The organism is Flavobacterium artemisiae (genome assembly GCF_042678225.1).
Classification (GTDB): domain Bacteria; phylum Bacteroidota; class Bacteroidia; order Flavobacteriales; family Flavobacteriaceae; genus Flavobacterium; species Flavobacterium artemisiae.
Genome location: NZ_JBHUDZ010000018.1, coordinates 1,110,335 through 1,129,466 on the forward strand (window position 1 = coordinate 1,110,335; position 19,132 = coordinate 1,129,466).

General features: G+C 32.2%; 19 protein-coding genes. 12 read left to right on the forward strand and 7 right to left on the reverse strand.

Features of this window, described 5'->3' with window-relative positions:
• Positions 1-1,128, reverse strand: coding sequence for a sensor histidine kinase (locus ACFSC2_RS24755; protein ID WP_379818724.1), 1,128 nt, complete (start codon positions 1,126-1,128; stop codon positions 1-3).
• Positions 1,129-1,208: 80 nt separating this feature from the next.
• Between ACFSC2_RS24755 and rlmD the strand changes: the two genes are divergently transcribed.
• The 3 genes from rlmD to ACFSC2_RS24770 are packed head-to-tail and all read left to right on the forward strand — an operon-like array spanning position 1,209 to position 3,946.
• The gene (gene rlmD / locus ACFSC2_RS24760; RefSeq protein WP_379813790.1) at positions 1,209-2,621 is read left to right on the forward strand and encodes a 23S rRNA (uracil(1939)-C(5))-methyltransferase RlmD; all 1,413 of its coding nucleotides are present in this window, start codon (positions 1,209-1,211) and stop codon (positions 2,619-2,621) included.
• A 10-nt stretch (positions 2,622-2,631) separates the two neighbouring features.
• Positions 2,632-3,162: a DUF6452 family protein gene (locus tag ACFSC2_RS24765; RefSeq protein ID WP_379813791.1), complete on the forward strand. Its 531-nt coding sequence runs from the start codon at positions 2,632-2,634 to the stop codon at positions 3,160-3,162.
• The gene (locus ACFSC2_RS24770; RefSeq protein ID WP_379813792.1) at positions 3,134-3,946 is read left to right on the forward strand and encodes a DUF6048 family protein; all 813 of its coding nucleotides are present in this window, start codon (positions 3,134-3,136) and stop codon (positions 3,944-3,946) included. Before ACFSC2_RS24765 ends, ACFSC2_RS24770 begins: the two co-directional genes overlap by 29 nt.
• A 79-nt stretch (positions 3,947-4,025) precedes the next feature.
• Here ACFSC2_RS24770 and ACFSC2_RS24775 read toward each other — a convergent pair whose 3' ends face one another.
• The 3 genes from ACFSC2_RS24775 to ACFSC2_RS24785 form a co-directional block, all read right to left on the reverse strand.
• Positions 4,026-4,718, reverse strand: a complete 693-nt coding sequence (locus tag ACFSC2_RS24775; protein WP_379813793.1) for an aspartate/glutamate racemase family protein — start codon at positions 4,716-4,718, stop codon at positions 4,026-4,028.
• A gap of 11 nt (positions 4,719-4,729) precedes the next feature.
• The gene (locus ACFSC2_RS24780) at positions 4,730-4,966 is read right to left on the reverse strand and encodes a hypothetical protein (protein WP_379813794.1); all 237 of its coding nucleotides are present in this window, start codon (positions 4,964-4,966) and stop codon (positions 4,730-4,732) included.
• 162 nt (positions 4,967-5,128) lie between these two features.
• Positions 5,129-6,289, reverse strand: a complete 1,161-nt coding sequence (locus tag ACFSC2_RS24785) for a THUMP domain-containing class I SAM-dependent RNA methyltransferase (protein ID WP_379814305.1) — start codon at positions 6,287-6,289, stop codon at positions 5,129-5,131.
• 156 nt (positions 6,290-6,445) lie between these two features.
• Here ACFSC2_RS24785 and ACFSC2_RS24790 point away from each other — a divergent pair, with 156 nt between their 5' ends.
• Both ACFSC2_RS24790 and ACFSC2_RS24795 read left to right on the forward strand, forming a co-directional pair.
• Entirely contained in the window at positions 6,446-7,210 is a 765-nt protein-coding gene (locus tag ACFSC2_RS24790) for a class I SAM-dependent methyltransferase (protein WP_379813796.1), read from the forward strand.
• A 65-nt stretch (positions 7,211-7,275) separates the two neighbouring features.
• Positions 7,276-7,944 carry a ZIP family metal transporter gene (locus tag ACFSC2_RS24795; protein WP_379813797.1) on the forward strand — a complete coding sequence of 223 codons (669 nt, stop codon included), beginning with the start codon at positions 7,276-7,278 and terminating at the stop codon, positions 7,942-7,944.
• A gap of 129 nt (positions 7,945-8,073) precedes the next feature.
• Here the strand turns inward: ACFSC2_RS24795 and ACFSC2_RS24800 are convergent, their stop codons facing one another.
• The 3 genes from ACFSC2_RS24800 to ACFSC2_RS24810 all read right to left on the reverse strand — a co-directional run bounded on the left by ACFSC2_RS24800 (position 8,074) and on the right by ACFSC2_RS24810 (position 13,021).
• Positions 8,074-10,455: a TonB-dependent receptor gene (locus ACFSC2_RS24800; RefSeq protein ID WP_379813798.1), complete on the reverse strand. Its 2,382-nt coding sequence runs from the start codon at positions 10,453-10,455 to the stop codon at positions 8,074-8,076.
• Positions 10,456-10,610: 155 nt separating this feature from the next.
• A complete protein-coding gene (locus ACFSC2_RS24805) occupies positions 10,611-11,759 on the reverse strand; it encodes a helix-turn-helix domain-containing protein (protein WP_379813799.1) in 1,149 nt (382 codons plus the stop codon).
• A gap of 119 nt (positions 11,760-11,878) precedes the next feature.
• Positions 11,879-13,021 carry a helix-turn-helix domain-containing protein gene (locus ACFSC2_RS24810; RefSeq protein ID WP_379813800.1) on the reverse strand — a complete coding sequence of 381 codons (1,143 nt, stop codon included), beginning with the start codon at positions 13,019-13,021 and terminating at the stop codon, positions 11,879-11,881.
• Between the two features lie 177 nt (positions 13,022-13,198).
• Here ACFSC2_RS24810 and murQ point away from each other — a divergent pair, with 177 nt between their 5' ends.
• The 7 genes from murQ (at position 13,199) to ACFSC2_RS24845 (ending at position 19,062) form a co-directional block, all read left to right on the forward strand.
• Positions 13,199-14,011, forward strand: coding sequence for an N-acetylmuramic acid 6-phosphate etherase (gene murQ, locus ACFSC2_RS24815; RefSeq protein WP_379813801.1), 813 nt, complete (start codon positions 13,199-13,201; stop codon positions 14,009-14,011).
• 70 nt (positions 14,012-14,081) lie between these two features.
• Complete coding sequence (locus tag ACFSC2_RS24820) at positions 14,082-14,303, forward strand: DUF6095 family protein (protein ID WP_379813802.1); 222 nt, start codon at positions 14,082-14,084, stop codon at positions 14,301-14,303.
• Between the two features lie 67 nt (positions 14,304-14,370).
• Positions 14,371-14,943 carry a pentapeptide repeat-containing protein gene (locus ACFSC2_RS24825; protein ID WP_379813803.1) on the forward strand — a complete coding sequence of 191 codons (573 nt, stop codon included), beginning with the start codon at positions 14,371-14,373 and terminating at the stop codon, positions 14,941-14,943.
• Between the two features lie 113 nt (positions 14,944-15,056).
• On the forward strand, positions 15,057-15,632 hold the full coding sequence (locus ACFSC2_RS24830; protein ID WP_379813804.1) for a DUF1572 family protein: 576 nt from the start codon (positions 15,057-15,059) through the stop codon (positions 15,630-15,632).
• Positions 15,633-15,916: 284 nt separating this feature from the next.
• A complete protein-coding gene (locus tag ACFSC2_RS24835; protein ID WP_379813805.1) occupies positions 15,917-16,288 on the forward strand; it encodes a DNA topoisomerase IV in 372 nt (123 codons plus the stop codon).
• Between the two features lie 225 nt (positions 16,289-16,513).
• Positions 16,514-18,433 (forward strand): DUF294 nucleotidyltransferase-like domain-containing protein, encoded by a 1,920-nt coding sequence (locus ACFSC2_RS24840; protein ID WP_379813806.1) that lies wholly within the window; start codon positions 16,514-16,516, stop codon positions 18,431-18,433.
• A 2-nt stretch (positions 18,434-18,435) separates the two neighbouring features.
• Entirely contained in the window at positions 18,436-19,062 is a 627-nt protein-coding gene (locus ACFSC2_RS24845) for a 3'-5' exonuclease (RefSeq protein WP_379813808.1), read from the forward strand.
• Positions 19,063-19,132: the final 70 nt, after the last annotated feature.

Sequence of the window (19,132 nt, forward strand, 5' to 3'; positions counted from 1 at the left end):
CTAAACCTCGAACTCAATTTTAAACTCAGCACCTCTATTTTTACCTTCACTAGACGCGGTTAATCGGCCTTTATTTCTTTCGATTATTTTTTTGCAAAGGTAAAGTCCTATTCCTGTTGAAGTTTCGTTTGCAGTTCCGAGGCGGCTCATTTTAGTGAATTTTTTGAATAATTCTTCTATTTGATTTTTATCAAAACCAACGCCTTTATCCATTACTGTAATTACAAGATTTGAGTTTTCATTGTAAATTCGAACCTTAATTTCACTTTCAAAATATGAAAATTTGACAGCATTGCTGATTAAGTTTACCAAAACCTGAACTAGAAGACCTTCATCGATTCTAAGTTTTGCTTCTGGAGTTTCTACAGCTAAATCAAGTTTTATCTTTTTATCCAGCAATCGCTGCTCGACTTGTTCATTTATAAATGGAACAATTGTAGAAAATAAAACCGTTTTTGTTTCCTGTGTCGCTTTTACAACCTGATCCTGCTCATTAAGAAGTTTGATAAAATTCTCTATATATCGAAACTGTAAATCTGTTGATTCACAAATTAGTTCGGCCAAATTTTGAACCGATTCTCCAGGATTTTCACTAATAATAAGCTTTGCTAAACCCTGAGGATTTCCTGCAAAGTTTTTTAAATCATGCGAAAGCATATAAATTAAGTCCTGCTTTTCGTTGATAAAACTTTCAGCCTCGTATATAGATTCCTGAATATTACACAATAGCAGCCCTGCTTCATCAGTATATTCTGTCGGTAAAACAGATAACGTTCTTGAATTTCTATAATCATCTAGAGCCTTCGATGCGGTTGCAATAGGCTTAATTAAACGATTTAAAACCAACAATGTTATTGCTGTAGCCAACAAAGTCATTATCAAAGAAAAAATCAAAATCGAGGTTGGCGAAATGTCATGTTTGAAATACAATACAAAAAACAGAATTCCGATCAAAGGAATATGAATACCTATAAACGCAACAAATAAAAATTTAAAAGCATAACTTTTTTTGAGAAAGCTGATTTGTGAAAGTGTGTGGTACAACTTCATAAAAAACAAGGCAATAATGTAGGTTAGAATAGTAATATTGGGGTATATTACTATAACAAAGTTAACTTTTATAGTCAATTAAACTACTATTTTAAAGAAATTCTAAAATATTTTAAAAATAAAATTTGAAAAACTTCACAAAGGCTTATTTTTGCGCTATGGGAAGAAAAAATACAGACAAAGTTGTCTTTCATCAGATTCAAGTTCTTGATGCTGGAGCAAAAGGAGTATCGGTAGCCAAGGCACCTGACGGAAAAGTAATCTTTATTCCGAATGTGGTTCCTGGTGATGTAGTTGACGTACAGACGTTCAAAAAAAGAAAGGCTTATTATGAAGGTAAAGCCGTTAAATTTCACGAATTATCAGATTATCGTGTAGACCCGATCTGCGATCATTTTGGCGTTTGCGGCGGCTGTAAATGGCAGAACATGAAATACAGCCAACAACTTGTTTTTAAACAAAATGAGGTTAAAAATCATTTGCAGAGAATAGGAAAAATTGAACTACCGGAATTTGAGACTATTTTAGGTTCTGAAAAACAATTTTTTTATAGAAATAAAATGGAATTTTCTTTCTCAAACAGCCGTTGGCTGACTGAAAAAGAAATTGAAAGTACAGAAGATTTAGGAAACAGAAATGCTTTAGGTTTTCATATTCCTAAAATGTGGGATAAAATTCTAGACATCAATAAATGTCATTTACAGGAAGATCCTTCAAATGCAATTCGTAACGAAATCAGAACTTTTGCTAATGAACATAACTTAGCATTCTTTAATCCGAGAGAACATTCTGGATTATTACGAACTGTAATGATTAGAACCGTTTCTACAGGAGAAATAATGGTTTTAATTCAGTTTTTTGAAGAAAACAAAGAACAACGAGAATTAATTTTAGATCACTTATACGAGAAATTTCCACAAATTACTTCCTTACAATATGTTGTAAACGGAAAACCAAATGATACTATTTACGATCAAAATGTGATTCTTTACAAAGGAAGGGATTATATTTTGGAAGAAATGGAAGGTTTAAAATTTAGTATTAATGCTAAATCATTCTACCAAACCAATTCTGATCAGGCATACGAGCTTTATAAAATAACTAGAGATTTTGCTGACTTAACAGGAAATGAAACGGTATACGATTTGTATACTGGAACAGGAACTATTGCACAATTTGTATCTAAAAAAGCAAAAAAAGTCATTGGTGTAGAAAGCGTTCCTGAAGCAATCATTGATGCCAAAGCAAATGCAGAACGCAATAATATTACAAATTGTGAGTTTTTTGTTGGTGACATGAAAGTAGTTTTCAATGAAGCTTTTATTGCACAGCATGGTAAACCAGATGTAATTATTACAGACCCTCCGCGTGATGGAATGCATAAAGATGTTGTAGAACAAATTTTAAAAATTGCTCCAAAAAGAGTCGTTTATGTAAGTTGTAATTCTGCAACTCAGGCTCGTGACTTAGCCTTAATGGACGAAAAATATAAAGTAACACGCGTGAGACCAGTAGATATGTTTCCGCAGACGCATCATGTTGAAAATGTTGTACTTTTAGAACTTCGATAAGATAAAATAAATGAAAAAAATAATCTCGATTTTATTGCTCTTTGCTTTCGGCTTTTCAAGCTGTGAGAAAGATGATATTTGTGATGCCAATACACCAACTACACCAAGACTGGTTATTACATTTTATGACGATATAGATCCAACTACTCCGGCTCCTGTACTTAATTTGAAAGTACAAGGAGACGGAGAAGATACTCCTATTATCTTTAACTCGGGTGCAGTTGGCGAAGCACAGTATCTAGCTAATACCACCAGTATTTCGTTGCCGCTAAAAACGAATGGAGATACTGTAACTTATAAGTTCACTTATAACGCAAACAGCCCTACTCCAGGAGCAATAGTTGTTGATTATCTGACCTTTAAATATACACGAGAAAACATTTATGTATCCAGAGCCTGTGGTTTTAAAATGAATTTTGTTTTAGACCCTTTAGAACCATATGTTCACACATCAGACGGATCTCCTTGGATGCTTAATATAACTGTAAAAAACCGAAACATTGTATCTGAAAATGAAACACATCTCGACATCGTTTTTTAGTCTCTGCTTATTCTTGACAATGTTTCTAGCCCAGGCGCAGGAAACACCTGAAACAAAGAAAAGTATTCCTGAGAAAAAAGAAACTGCCAAGCCTGAAATTCAGGAAATTAAAAAAGACAGCGTTGTAAAAATGGATCGTTACGGACTTCGTGTTGGTGTCGATTTATACAAACTTACAAGAGGTCTTTATGATAAAGACTATAAAGGAATTGAAGTTGTTGGAGATTGGCGTTTAACCAAAAAATATTATATAGCAGCAGAACTTGGTTTTGAAGACAAAACGACTGATGATGATCGTTTAAATTCTACTGCAACAGGAACTTATATTAAAGCAGGTTTTGATTATAACTTTTACGAAAACTGGCTTGACATGGAAAACCTGATTTCAATTGGTCTTCGTGGTGGTTTTAGTAGTTTTAGCCAAGATTTAAACAGTTATAAAATCTATAATCCAAATCCATATTGGGGAGAAGAATCTTCTCTTGTTGTAAATCAAAAATATAACGGATTATCTGCCGCTTGGGCGGAGGTAGTCTTAGGATTAAAGGCAGAGGTTTTTCAAAACGTATTTGTAGGCTTTGGCGTGCAGCTTAAACTTTTGGCAATGAATAACAAACCAAGTGGTTTTGACAATCTTTACATTCCAGGTTTTAACAGAACTTACGACGGAAATTTTGGTGTAGGCTTCAACTATACTGTTTCTTATTTTATTCCAATTTATAAAAAGAAAACAATGGCTTCTGAAACTGCAGGAACTGCTAAAAAAGCAAAGCCTAAAAAGTAATTTCTAAATAATAATAAAAAGCCTCGAATCTGTTTTTAATAAACGATTCGAGGCTTTTTTATTTCTTTAATTTTAATTTTTATGAAAGCTGAAATGCTACCGCTGCCTTTGCATGTATTAATGTAGTATCAAAAATAGCAACCGATAAATCTTCTGCTTTTATTACTAATGGAATTTCGGTACAACCCAAAATGATTCCCTCTACTCCATTTTGAATTAAATGATTTGCGATTTCCAAATAACGCTTTTTGGTTTCATCTGTCACAATTCCTCTTCCTAACTCTTCAAAAATAGTGTAATGAATAAAATCTTTATCTTCTTGAGAAATTGGAATTATAGTTTCGATTCCTTTTGCAGTTAATTTATCTTTAAAGAAATCCAATTCCATCGTGAATTTTGTTCCTAACAAACCCACTTTTTTAATTTCTTTCTTCAGAATTTCTTTGGCAGTTTCTTCTGCAATATGAATTACAGGAATATCAAGAGCATTCTGAAGTTTATCAGCTATTAAATGCATCGTATTGGCGCACAAAACAATTGCTTCTGCCCCGCCCGCTTTTAATGATTCTGAAGCTTTGTACAACATATTAAAAGTCGAATCCCAGTCGTTGGCGTCGTTATTCTTTTTAATATCCGCATAATTAAAAGAATAAATCAAACATTCAGAGAAATTTAATCCGCCGAGTTTTTCATTTATTCCTTTGTTTATTAAAGTATAATAATCTGATGTAGAAACCCAGCTGATTCCTCCGATAAGTCCAATTTTCTTCATACATTTTTTGATTAGCCGATTTCTTTGATGCCTTTTACGAAAATCCATTTCATAAAAAGCTTTTCACCGTCTTTTGTTCTAACAGCCTGAAATTTAGGACCAATAATAGTCCCGACAACAAAAGCCGTTAATGGAACCCAAATTCCTGTTAATCCTGTATAAGCTGCGATTATAAATCTAAATGAGATAAAAAGGATCGCAAAACATCCTAATTGATATAAAAAAGCTCTTACTTGTAGTTTTGACATTTTTTTAAAAGTTGCTAAGGTTCTGAGCTGCTAAGATTCTAAGTTTTTTTTGTCTTTGAGCTTAGTTTTATCGAACCTTAAATTATAATTAATTATACTTTTTACCTCAAAGTATTAAAAACTTAGTGGCTTAGTTTCTCAGTAACTCAGAACCTTAGAGTTTTAGCTCGTCTGAAACTTCGTTCTCTTACTTCCTTCGTACATTTCGTATTTTACCAAACGTGCTTCAAGGCTTCCGTTAAAGAGTTTTATTTTTCTTGAAGGTTTTAATCCGACAAATTTTAAGGCTTCGAGATTTGCAGTTATAAACCAAGCGTTTGTGCCGGGATAATTTTTCTTTAAAGTATCTCCGATATTCGCATAAAAGCGTTCCATATGAATATCTAAACGCTCATCGTAGGGCGGGTTAAAAACCATATGAAGTTTACCTTCTACTTCTTTTTCTGTATCAAAAAAGTTGTCCTCACGAATCGTTACATAATCTTCTAAATTCGCATTTCTGATGTTATCTTTTGCTTTGCTGACAGCACTTGGCGCTTTATCAAAACCTTTAATAGTGTAATGAAACTCTTTTGTTTTTTTCATCAAACTATTAATAATTTGGTCGAATAAATCGTTATCCCAATCTTTCCATTTTTCAAAAGCAAATTCTTTTCTGTTGATGTTCGCCGGAATATTGCAGGCAATCATTGCAGCTTCTGCCAAGAAAGTTCCAGAACCACACATCGGATCTACAAAATGGCTCTGCCCTTCCCAACCCGACAATAATAAAATTCCTGCCGCTAAAACCTCATTAATAGGCGCAATATTTGTAGCTGTTCTGTAACCACGCTGATGCAAAGAATTCCCGGACGTATCTAAAGCCACAGAAACCTGATCTTTATCGATATGAATATTAATTCGTAAATCTGGATACTGCTTGTCTATACTTGGTCGCTGCCCCGTTCTTTCTCTAAACTGATCTACAATAGCATCTTTACATTTTTGAGAAACAAATTCAGAATGATTGAAATAAGTAGAATGCACCGTAGCATCAATCACAAAAGTCTGATTGGCATTTAAAAACTTAGACCAGTTTAAACCCGAAATTCCTTTGTATAATGCTTGTTCATTGTTAGCTCTAAAAGAGTAAATAGGCTTTAAAACCTTAAGAGCAGTGCGTAAAGACAAATTAGCTTTGTACATAAAACCTTTATCTCCTTTAAAACTTACCATTCTAACGCCTTTTTCGACATCTTGAGCGCCAAGCGTGCGTAACTCTTTTTCTAATATTTCTTCAAAGCCAAAAAAACATTTGGCAATCATTTTAAAATTTTCTTCCATCATTATTTTTGAATTAAAAAAAACTAAAATTTTGAAAAATGTATTCTCATTACATTTTTAAACAATACATCGATAAGATGTATCGATGGCTAATAGTAATTTTTCGGCAAAAATACACTAAATTTGCCGGACTTTAAATTAATTGAAATAGAATAAATGTCTGTAACGCATAACGAATCAATCTCGAATCAGGAAGACGGCAATCCAAACTGGTATTCATCATGGTTTGACACTCCTTATTATCATATTCTGTACAAGGATAGAAATTATCGTGAAGCACAAATTTTCATGGACAACCTAACGCATTATCTAAACTTGCCAGAAAAGGCAAAAGTATTGGATTTAGCATGCGGAAAGGGTCGCCATTCTATTTATCTAAATCAGTTAGGCTATAATGTTTTAGGCGCAGATTTGTCTGAAAACAGCATTAACGAAGCCAACAAAAACAGCAACGAAACACTTCATTTTAAAGTTCATGATATGCGTGAACCTTTTGAAGAAAAATTTGATGCTATTTTCAATCTTTTTACCAGTTTCGGTTATTTCGAAAACGATGATGACAACCTTAGAACTTTAAAAGCAATTAAAGAGAGTTTGTCTGAGTACGGTTTTGCTGTAATCGATTTTATGAACGTAACTCAGGTTATCGAGACTTTGGTTCCTGAAGAAGTTAAAACCGTTGATGAAATTGATTTTCACATCAAAAGATATGTTGAAGACGGACATATTTTTAAAGAAATTGATTTTGAAGACAAAGGCAGAAAATATCATTTTACCGAAAAAGTGAAAGCCTTAACTTTAAAAGATTTTCAGGATTTAATGGACGAAGCAGGAATTTTTCTTTTGGATATTTTCGGAGATTATAAACTTAAAAAATTCCACAAAACCGAAAGCGAAAGATTAATCATGATTTTTAAGTAAATTAGTACATTAATAAACTTTTAAAAAATCAATAAATTAAACGGTTAAAAGATTCAAATCAACCAATGAATTACTTATTACCCTTATTTTCTGTACTTTTAGGATATGCCGTGGCTTTGTTTTTAAAACCGCAAAACAAAACCAATTTAAAATTACTGCTGGCTTTCAGCGGTTCTTTTTTATTGTCACTAACCGTAATGCATTTGCTTCCTGAAGTTTACGAAACGCACAATCATAATATCGGAATCTTTATAATGGTCGGAATTTTATTCCAGATCGTACTGGAATTTTTCTCCAAAGGCGCAGAACACGGACACGTTCATGGACACGCAAAAATGTCTCAGATTCCGTGGCTTTTGTTTATCAGTTTATGCATTCATGCATTTTTAGAAGGTTTCCCGGTAAGTCATCATCAAGGTTTAGCTATCGGAATTGCGATTCATCATTTACCTATTGCTGTAATCTTAACCACGTTTTTCATCAACGCCGATTTAAACAAAAAAGCCATTTTTGCTTTTATGCTTACATTCGCCGTAATGACACCGCTTGGTACTGTTGCTTCAGAATTCCTGCCCGTTTTAAACGATTATTACACTGAAATAACCGCAATTGTAATCGGTATTTTATTTCACATTTCGTCAACTATTATTTTCGAAAGCAGTGAAGGACATAAATTCAACGTTGCCAAAGTTTCTATGATTGTTTTAGGAATTTTATTGGCTTTCTTTCTTTAATGAGATAATGTGTCAATTAGATAATTAGGCAATTAGAAAATTCTCTAATTCTCTAATTGCCTAATTTATTTTTAAATAATGTAATTAATTAAGTCATTATCTAATTGACACATTCCCGAATTATCTAATTTAATTAGCTCTCTTTCTTTCATCCTGATTTCCAAAAGAGCGTTCTTTTACATTAATCTTCTTATTTCCAAAATTGTAAATAACAGATAGACGTACAAATCGATTGCTGTCATTATTGCTGTACACTTGTTTTACGCCATTTACCACCGAAGTAAAATCTTTTAAATAAGAAGTATTAAAAATATCATTCGCTAAAAATGCAATTTGTAATGTTTTATTAAGCAAATCTTGTTTAAAACCAATATTAAAACTCGATGAATATCCTACATGATATAAACCGTCGTCTACAGGTGAACTATAATTAAAATCAACTTGAAGTTTAGACGTTTTACTTAACGAAAAGGTGTTATTTGTCGAAAATTCGACTTGTAAACTATTGGATGTCAAAGCATCAATATTTTTAACAAGATCTGTTTTTGCTGCTAAAAAGTACAATGTATTTTCGCTTGACCACCAATTTGCAAAACTGGCTGAATAAGTTTCGCCAATACCGAAATTTATACTTTTAAAATAATTATCACGTGTTATGATTTGTGTATTCGTTTCTGGATTTGAGGTAAATAAAATCCCATAACCATTTGTAACTGAATTGACATAAACGTTAGTTCTCAGGATTTCTTTATACGAATATGAAAACTCAAAATTATCACTAAAAGAAGGTTTTAAAAACGGATTTCCTTCTGCATAACTATTACTGCTAATATAAATTCGGAATGGATTCAATAAATCAAAACGAGGTCTGTTAATTCTTCTTCCATAATTTAAACTAAAAGTATTATTATCATCTTTCTTGTAAGAAGCAAAAAAGGTTGGAAACAATTTCAAATAATTATTTATCGTTTCTTGATTTAAAGTTTCAGAAAATCCGGTAGTGTTTGTATTTTCTAATCTTAATCCCAGCTGAAAATTCCATTTGTCATTGATTTTTTTATCACCGTTAATATAAACCGCCTGATTATTTTCGGTGTATTTAAATCTGTTCGATTGCTGTGGATCTAAAACTGGAGTTCCTGTAATTGTATTGTAAAAAAACACATCGCTGATGCTGTTTGTAAAACTCACTTTTGCACCGTAAGATAAGTTTAACGCTTGAAGCGGATGTTCCATATCGGCTTTAAAACTCCAATTATCAATATCCTGATTCGAGATATTTATTCCGGCCTGATTGACATCAATAAAAGAATTAGCTGCATCGTAATTATTCGCTTTAAAATTCCTGTCAAAATTAGAACTGTAATTAAAGTAATCTGCATCAAAAGAAAGTTTTCGGTTTAAAGAATCTAATTTTGTGATTAAATGTGCATGATAAGTTTGATTATTAGACCCTCTGTCGGTATAACTGTCATTCAGCGTATAATTTTTCAACTGATTTTGATTATCATATTTATCAACTCTGATAATAGACGTAAAGTCCGGATTATTTTTATCATTCATATACTGAAAACCAATTGTAGTACGTTCTGAAAAATCATAATCCAAAGCCAATTTGCCAGACAGATTTTCGCTTTTCATTTTTGTGGTCGCTTTCAAACTCGAAAGCCCTTCTACAAAATAGGCATTAGAAACTTCGTCAATATATCTATATCCCGTTTTTCCATTTAAACTTGCCGAAAATCTAAACTTATTTTTATTATAAAAGAAGTTATCTCTCAAAGTATAAATTCCATATTTATTTTGATCGTAAGAAGCCGTAATGGTGTTTTTCCACGAATCACGAGTTCCTTTTTTCATAATAATATTAATCAATCCGCCAGTTCCTTCGGCCTCATATTTTGCAGGCGGATTGCTGATAATTTCGATGTTTTTGATATCAGAAGCAGCAATAGATTTTAAAAAATTATTCAATTCCTCACCCGTTAATTCAACAATTCTGCCATCGATCATCACGCGGGAAGCTCCTTTTCCGAGTATATTGATTACATCATTTTTTACTACAACTCCTGGCGCCGTATTGATAGCGCTCAATGCATCGCCGCCAACTGTAGTCACATTATTTTCTAGATTATAAACCAGACGATCTGCTTTTTGTTCCATAGTTTTCTTTTTAGATTGAACAACAACTTCTACCAATTTCGTTGTGTTTTCTATTAAAATAATAGTTCCCAAATCAATATCATTTTCTACAACTAATTCTTTTTCTAGGTCTTTATATCCTAAAAGGCTCACTCCTATTTTATAAGTTCCTTTTTTAAGATTGATTTCAAAAGTACCGTCGGCTATTGTTGAAGTTCCGTCAACAATTTTGTCTTCTGAATTTACTATCGAAATATCTGCCCATTCTAAAGACGTGTTTTTGTCGGTTATTTTTCCCTTTACTTTAAATGATTGTGACAGACAAAATAATGGCAATACTAAAAAGATAAGGAGATGTAATTTTTTCATGGTTTCTAATTTTAAACTTGTTTCGATTAATTTGAAGCAAAGTTGCCCTAGAAATTTTCCAGATTCGACCGACAAAAAAAAGTCGAACCAATTTCTGTTTAAGAAATCAGTTCGACTTTATTTCGTACGGCGTTCGACTTTTTACAAACCCTTTATTATGAAGCGTTTCGGTAAGCCGTTGGTGTTAAATTTGTATATTTTTTGAAAGAGGTATTAAATGAAGATTTGGAGTTAAAACCAACTTCGTACAAGATTTCTAAAACCGTAAGCTGCCTTTTTGCTGGATCTTTTAAAATAATCATGGCTTTTTGAATGCGGTATTCATTCACAAAATCAAAAAAGTGCTGGTCTATATGGTGATTAATCAAAACAGATAAGTCCCGAACTGGAATATTGATTTGATTAGAAAGTTCTTGAATAGTAAGTGACGGATCAAGATAGGGTTCTTTTTCTGTCATATAGTCCTTCAATGCCTGAATTTGCTTTACAATAGCTTCATTTTGATTTTCTTTTACTTCACCAATACCTTTACTTTCTTTTGGAAGAATATCTTTTGTCAATAGTAATTTAGAATCGATTCCTCTAAAAAGTTCAGGATAATTCAACGCTTTTAAAACAAACCAGCAGGTTACTGTCAAAACTAGAAATTGGAGTATAGTATTTGACCAAATCCATAAATAATCAATTTGGGCATATCGCACTATATTTTTAATAATCGACAAATAATATAAAACAAAGAGCACCATTGCCATCTGAAACAGCCATTTATAAATAGAAGTTCTAGGATTGGTATAATTTTCCTGATATATTTCTCTATATTTTTTTAAAACCAAAAATACGCCAATACTGTACAATACTGTTTGCAGACCTAAAACCAAAAACAAATAAGACATCTCGGGCGATTGATCGCGATGCTCATAAAACAATACTTTTTCGGCATTTTCTAAAAAATAGAGCCTGAATAAAAAAACTGCATTTGTGATAATAAAGGGAATTATGTGGAGCAGCTGTTTTGACTTTAATCGAAAATCTGCAAAACAAACTGACAGTACATATAAATAGAAAGCAGGTAATATAAGTGCGCACACTGTCCATCTAAAAAATTCTAGATTAAAGTTATTTCTAATGAAGTTTTCATCAATAAAAATACCGCTGTTGTCAATAGCAAAAAAGAACAAATAACACGCAAATAGGCGATTTGCTACTTTATTTTTTGTTTGAACAGTCAGTAAAAAGAAAGCCAGTAACAGCGAAACAAAAACTGACAATCCGGCCATCCCCGTTAAAAAACTAATTATATTCATTATTTATCTTGATTGTCTAGCAAATATACTATTAGTATCTTAAACATTAATTTATGAGAAAAAGCAGTACTCTAATGTAACCATTTTAAGAGTATGTTTTAAAATCGATTCATTTAATTTTAGGTATTTCTGTAAGCCGTTGGCGTTAAATTTGTATATTTTTTGAAAGAAGTATTAAACGAAGATTTGGAGTTAAAACCAACTTCATATAAGATTTCTAAAACTGTCAGCTGATTTTTTGACTGATCTTTTAGAATATGCATTGCTTTTTGAATGCGGTATTCATTCACAAAATCAAAAAAATGCTGCTTCATTTCATGATTTATTAAAACCGATAAATCACGAACTGGAATATCAATTTGATTTGCCAATTCCTGAATTGTAAGTGATGGATCAAGATAAGGTTCCTTTTCTATCATATATTTTTTTAATTCCGAAATTTGAGTCATTACCGATTCATCCTTATGACTTTTAATTTCGATTACATCTACGTTTTCCTGAGGAAGAAAATCTTTTGTTAATGGCAGCTTCGAATTAATTCCTTTAAAAAGTTCAGGATTATTCAGTGCTTTCATTACGAACCAGCAAATTACACACAGAGCCATAACTATCATTAAAACATTCCCCCAAAGAAAAGTATCTCTTGATGCCGTATAACGCAGTAAATTTTTTGAAAAAGTAATCGAATGCATTATAATAAAAACACAATTCATCTGAAACAGCCATTTGTATGTCGAAGCACTTGGATTTGTATAATTTTCAAGATAAATTTTTCTGTATTTTTTTAAAATTAAAAAAATGCTAATGATATAAAACCAATATTGAATTTCAATCAAGATCTGAAAAAAATAAATCTCAGACATTTGACTATATTCAGCTAAAATGGATATTTTCTCGCTATTGGATTTCAAATAAAAACTTGACAAAAAAATCAAGTTCATCAATATAAAAGGAAGTGTATAAACTAAATGCTTCCATTTTAACTTAAAATCACTGTAACAAACCGCCAAAACATAAAGATAAATCAAAGGCATTTCAAGTAAACAAATTGTACTCCTGAAAATATCAATATTTACATACTCTATTGGAACATCGTAGGCAAGAAGTCCACTGAAATCAATTGCCGAAAAAATGATAAAGCAACCGAATAAGCGGTTTGCTAATTTATTCTCTGTCTTTACCGTCCATAAAAATAATGCAAGTAATAATGAAACAAAAACAGCAATTCTAGCAATGCCGTCCAAAAAATTTAGTTTATCCATTTGCTATTAAAAATTAAACAAATATAATATTTTAGTTCTTTTTTTAAAGATGTAAGAAAGGATTCGCAGCACGCTAAACAAAACATAAAAGATATATAAATATTTGTGACTTTGTGTACTAAATTTCGAGATTGAACTAAAAAAGATTAATTTTGACCAGTCTAAATAACATTTAAAATGACATTTACGAAAACTACTGAACAATCATCAAAGTACGAGCATTTAGAAAAAATGTCAGTTCATGAATTGTTGTCAAACATTAATCAAGAAGATAAAACTGTTCCTTATGCAGTAGAAAAAGCGTTACCGCAAATAGAAGCTTTAATACTACAAATTGTTACTAAATTAAAACTTGGCGGAAGATTATTTTATATTGGAGCGGGAACTTCTGGCCGTCTTGGTGTTGTTGATGCGTCTGAATGTCCACCTACTTTTGGTGTGCCGTTTGATTTGGTAAATGGAATAATCGCTGGTGGTGATACAGCCATAAGACGTGCAGTAGAAAATGCTGAAGATAATCCGACGCAAGCCTGGATTGATCTTCAAAATCATAATATCGGCGAAAATGATGTCGTAATCGGAATTGCAGCTTCTGGGACAACTCCATATGTTATTGGAGGTTTAGATACTTGTAATCAAAATAATATTATAACAGGTTGTATTACTTGTAACGCAGGAAGTCCGTTGGCTTTGACTGCACAATTTCCTATTGAAGTAGTCGTAGGTCCTGAATTTGTAACAGGAAGTTCGAGAATGAAAGCTGGAACGGCTCAGAAATTGGTTCTTAATATGATTTCTACCGCAGCCATGATTCAGCTTGGAAAAGTAAGAGGAAATAAAATGGTCGATATGCAATTGAGCAATATTAAACTTGTCGATCGCGGTGTAAAAATGATTATGCAGGAAATTCCGGTTTCTTATGAAGAAGCTTCTGAATTATTGAAAAAATTTGGCAGTGTACGTAAAGCTGTCGATAATTATAATTTGTAATATCTAAAAGCGTCAGAAACACAAGGTTTGCAAAGTTTTAAACCTGAAACCTGAAGCTTGAAACAAAAAAATGGCAACAAATAAAGATCTATTAAGAAAAGGAGTTAAATATTTAACCGGCGCTCTGCCATTGATGTTTCTTGGGCCTACTTTAATTTATAACGCATTCCAGAATCAGCATACAAATTGGCATTACTTAGTTTTAGGAATCGGAATTGCATTTTGCCTGAGTTCGATGTTTTTAATCTTTCTTGGATTGAAAATTATAATGCGAGGTCTTTTTAATGACTAATTTTCTTCAAAATAATAGTAAATCTAACAAGTTTTAAAACCTGTTAGCTTTCTTAATAAAAACATTCATGGAAAGTTTAATTCACATTCAGAAAACATTCGAGAAAGTTGTTTACATTGACAAAAAAATAAACAATCGGGAATTTGAAGATTGTGTTTTTAAAAACTGTGATTTTTCAAACAGTAATTTTAATTCTAATACTTTTTTAGACTGCGAATTTATTGACTGCAATCTTTCTATGACAAGTCTGGCAGGAACGAGTTTAAAAAATGTTTCTTTTAAAAACTGTAAACTTCTCGGAATTGCTTTTAACGAATGTGATGATTTCTTATTTCAGGTTTACTTTGACGAATGTGTTTTGGATTATGCTTTGTTTTCGAATAAAAAAATGCCTAAAACTAAGTTTATCAACTCTTCTGTTCGTGAAGTAACCTTTATCGGAACTAATTTAACCAGTTCTGTTTTTGATAATTGCAATTTGGATGGCGCTATTTTTAACGAAACACAATTGGCTTCTGTCAATTTTAAAACGGCTTATAATTATAAAATTGATCCCGAATTTAATCCGATGAAAAAAGCACAGTTTTCTACAGAGGGAATTGTTGGCTTATTGGATAAATATGATATTAAAATAGTTTGATAAAATAATATGCCACGACGCGAGCGACAGCGAATAGGCGAAGCAATTGCACTAATTTTCACGAATTAAAAATTAGCGCGAATTCGTGAAATTTGTGGCAAAACAAATTTATTATGAATGCTGACCTATCTTATCTTGAAAGTGTAAAAAAACAATTTTTGTATTATAAAATGCTGGGCGAAAAAGCAATTGAGCAATTAGAACCTCAACAGCTTTTTATTACTATAAATGATGATACAAACAGCATTGCAACAATCATAAAACATATTTCGGGAAATATGCTTTCGCGCTGGACCGATTTCTTAACAACTGACGGCGAAAAAGAATGTCGAAACCGCGACGCCGAATTTGAAAATGATTTAAAATCTAAACAAGAAGTTCTACAAGTTTGGAACAAAGGCTGGAATTGCCTCGAAAATGCTTTAGAATCTTTAAAATCAGAACAACTTTCTGATATTATTTATATTAGAAATGAAGGTCATACCGTTATTGAAGCAATAAATCGTCAATTGGCACATTATCCTTATCATGTCGGGCAGATTGTTTTTTATGCCAAACAATTGAAAAACAGCGAATGGACAAGTTTATCGATTCCGAAAAATAAATCGGGAAATTACAACGCCGAAAAGTTTGCTAAAGAAAAAGAAATCAAGAACTTTACAGACGACGAATTAAAAAGATTGAAATGATAAATTACTATGCCAACTTTGGCGGAACATGCTGGTGGGTATTGATTAAATTCTGTAAAACAAATTTAACCGAAGAACAAAGTCCAAAAAATAAAAAACGGAATTTGATTTTTTTGACTTTTCTAACTCTTGTAATTTTCTTTTTATTTTTTAATTAAAAAAGCACTTTTGAAAATGAATGCCCTAGCCCTGATGGGAGGGAAAATCCTTTTGCTTTTTTCTTTAAAAAGCAAAAGATTGGAAGGAACAGCAGGATTAGCTCCTAAAAAAACAACTTATTTAAAATGAAAAAAATTATATTCTTATTTCCTTTTTTGGCTTTGGTTTCTTGCTATAATGCCGAACACAATTGTAAAGATTTTAAAACCGGTAAATTCAAATTTGAGTACGAGGTAAACGGAGTTAAAAAAACGACTTTTTTTGAACGAAAAGAGGATATCGAAATCGAAACTTTTGAAGGAAAAACAGATACGGCAACTATTCGCTGGGTAAGTGACTGCGAATATGTTTTACAAAAGAAACATCCAAAAAACATGGCAGAGGAAAAAGCAATCAGCATGAAGATTTTAAATACTTCTAAAGATTCGTATACTTTCGAATTTGGATTGGTTGGTTCTGAGGAAAAACAACGCGGCACAGTTTATAAAGTAGATTAAGATTTGATTTTTATATTATTTAAAGCTCCATTAGGAGCTTTTTTATTATTTTACTGAGATTGAAATACTTTATGAAGCTACTTGCATAGATCCTGCGACTTCGCTCAGGATGACAAACTGAAGAAAACTTAGAAGCTAAGCAACTTAGCAACTAAATAAAAAATATGTGTTTCTTTTACGTTTCTATTTTAAATAGTACTTTAGAACCTAAATCCAGCCAGCCAAATGAAAAATACCATATCACAACGCGTTGCCGACTTTTTAAAGGGTTATCCGCCATTTAGTTTTCTTAACCAGAGAGATTTAGAAAAATTATCCGAGCAAATTTCTATTTTATACAAAGAAAAAGACAGTACGATTTTTGCTGAAAACGAAAAAACACACGATTCTTTTTATGTTGTTCATAAAGGTGCTGTGGCTTTAAAAAAGAGCACTAAAAATACGGTTTTAGATATGTGTGATGAAGGTGATATTTTTGGTCTTCGTCCGCTTTTGGCGCAGGAAAACTATATAATGGAAGCCGTTGCGCATGAAGAAAGTATACTTTATGCTGTTCCAATTGCAGTTTTTAAACCTTATGCGTTAGAGAATAGAACTGTTGGAAATTTCCTGATAGAAAGTTACGCATCCAATACAAGAAATCCGTATTCAGATATTCACAAAGATAAATTGTATGGTGATGATATTTTAGATGACAATCTGCATTCCAGCAATCATTCATTTGATTTAGCGCCAATAAAATACTCTAAGAAAATCGTAACCTGCAGTCCGTCAACAACAGTAAAAGATATTGCCAAAATCATGAGCAAGAAAAAAGTCGGAGCGATTTTGATTGTTGATGAAATGCTTCCAATTGGTATTTTGACTGATAAAGATCTTAGAAACAAGATCGTTACAGGAGATTTTCCGATAACGACAATTGCCGAGGAGATTATGACAAAACCTGTAATTACCTATTCTAAAAAAATGACAGTTACAGAGGCACAAATGGCGATGATGAAAAGCGATATCAGTCATTTGTGTTTAACTAAAGACGGAACGGTTAACACAAAAGCAGTCGGAATTTTATCCAAACACGATGTTATGGTCGCGCTCGGAAATAACCCTGCTGTTCTGATTAAAGCTTTAAAAAGAGCTAAAAAAATTAAAGAAATCAAACCTATTCGGAATCAAATAATGCAATTGCTTCAGGGATATCTCGACCAAAATATCCCCATGACTTTGATTACCAAAATCATAACCGAACTTAACGAAGCTTGTACTACTCGTGTTATCGAGATATGTATTGAAAAAATGAGCAGTCCGCCTCCGGTAAAATTTTCATGGCTCGCAATGGGAAGCCAAGGAAGAGGTGAACAAATGCTGCATACCGATCAAGATAATGCAATTGTGTACGAAAATGTAAATGAGGTTTTTAGAGATGAAACACGAGTTTATTTCTCCAAATTTGCTGCTTTGGTCAATAAAGGTCTTTTTGAAATTGGTTACGATTATTGTCCAGCCGATATGATGGCATCGAGCCCAAAGTGGTGTATGAGCTTGGAGGAATGGAAAAACCAAGTGCATCATTGGATTACAAATCCGGGGAAAAATGAGGTTTTATTATCATTTATCTTTTTTGATTACAGTAAAACTTACGGCGACTCCGAAATTGTAAATCAATTGTCTGATTACATTTTTGAAACCATAAAAGCAAACCCGATTTTTTATATGCACTTGGTGAGCGGTGCTTTGCAAAGCCCTTCTCCTACTGGATTTTTTAGACAATTTTTGGTAGAACAAGACGGTGCCAACAAAGATAATTTTGATATAAAACGCAGAGCTTTAATGCCTTTGACAGATGCTGCAAGGGTTTTAATTTTATCGCATTCAATAAAAGGAATCAGCAATACAGCCGAGCGTTTTGAGAAATTGGCCGAATTGGAACCTAATAATAGAGAATTGTATTTGTCTTGTTCGTATTCGTTTAAGGCTTTATTGAAATTTAGAACCAAACAAGGTCTTTTACACCATGATTCTGGTCAGTTTATCGAATTAGAATCTTTGACTAAAATGGAAAAAATTAAACTGAAAAGAACTTTTAAGACAATTAAAGAACTTCAGGAACTTATTTCAGTTCGTTTTAATATTTCAAATCTGGTATAATTATGGGTTTATTTGATTTTTGGAAAAAAGAAGAAAATCTTTTTGATGAAAGTATTACAATCGAGGAAACGCGTTTTGTGGTTTTAGATACCGAAACAACAGGTTTTGATTATGAAAATGATCGAATGCTATGTATTGGAGCTTTAGTTTTACAAAACGGAACAATTTCTATTCAGGAAAGTTTTGAGGTTTATATCGAACAAGATCATTACGATAAAGCAACGGCACAAATTCACGGAATTTTAAAAGCTTTTGTGATGCCGCGTCCAAGTGAATTGGAGGCATTACAGCAATTTTTAGACTTTCTGGGAGATTCTATCATTATTGCACATCACACTATTTTTGATATTACGATGATTAACAAAGCTTTGGAACGAAATGGTCTTCCCGAATTAACAAACAAAAGACTTGACACGGCATATTTGTATAAAAAGACTTTGATTCAATCGCATTTATTTGAACGAAAAGATCATTATACGCTTGATGATTTAGCCGATAAATTTGACATTTCAAAAAAAGACCGCCATACTGCTTTGGGCGATGCTTATATCACAGCAATAGCGTTTTTAAAAATTGTAAAGAAGTTGAAAGAAAAAAAGGCCGTTAACTTGAATTCTCTATTTAAATAGTCTGTAATGAATGGTTAAGAAAATTTTAACGAGAATAAAATTTACAAAAAATTATTAAAATTAACTTTAA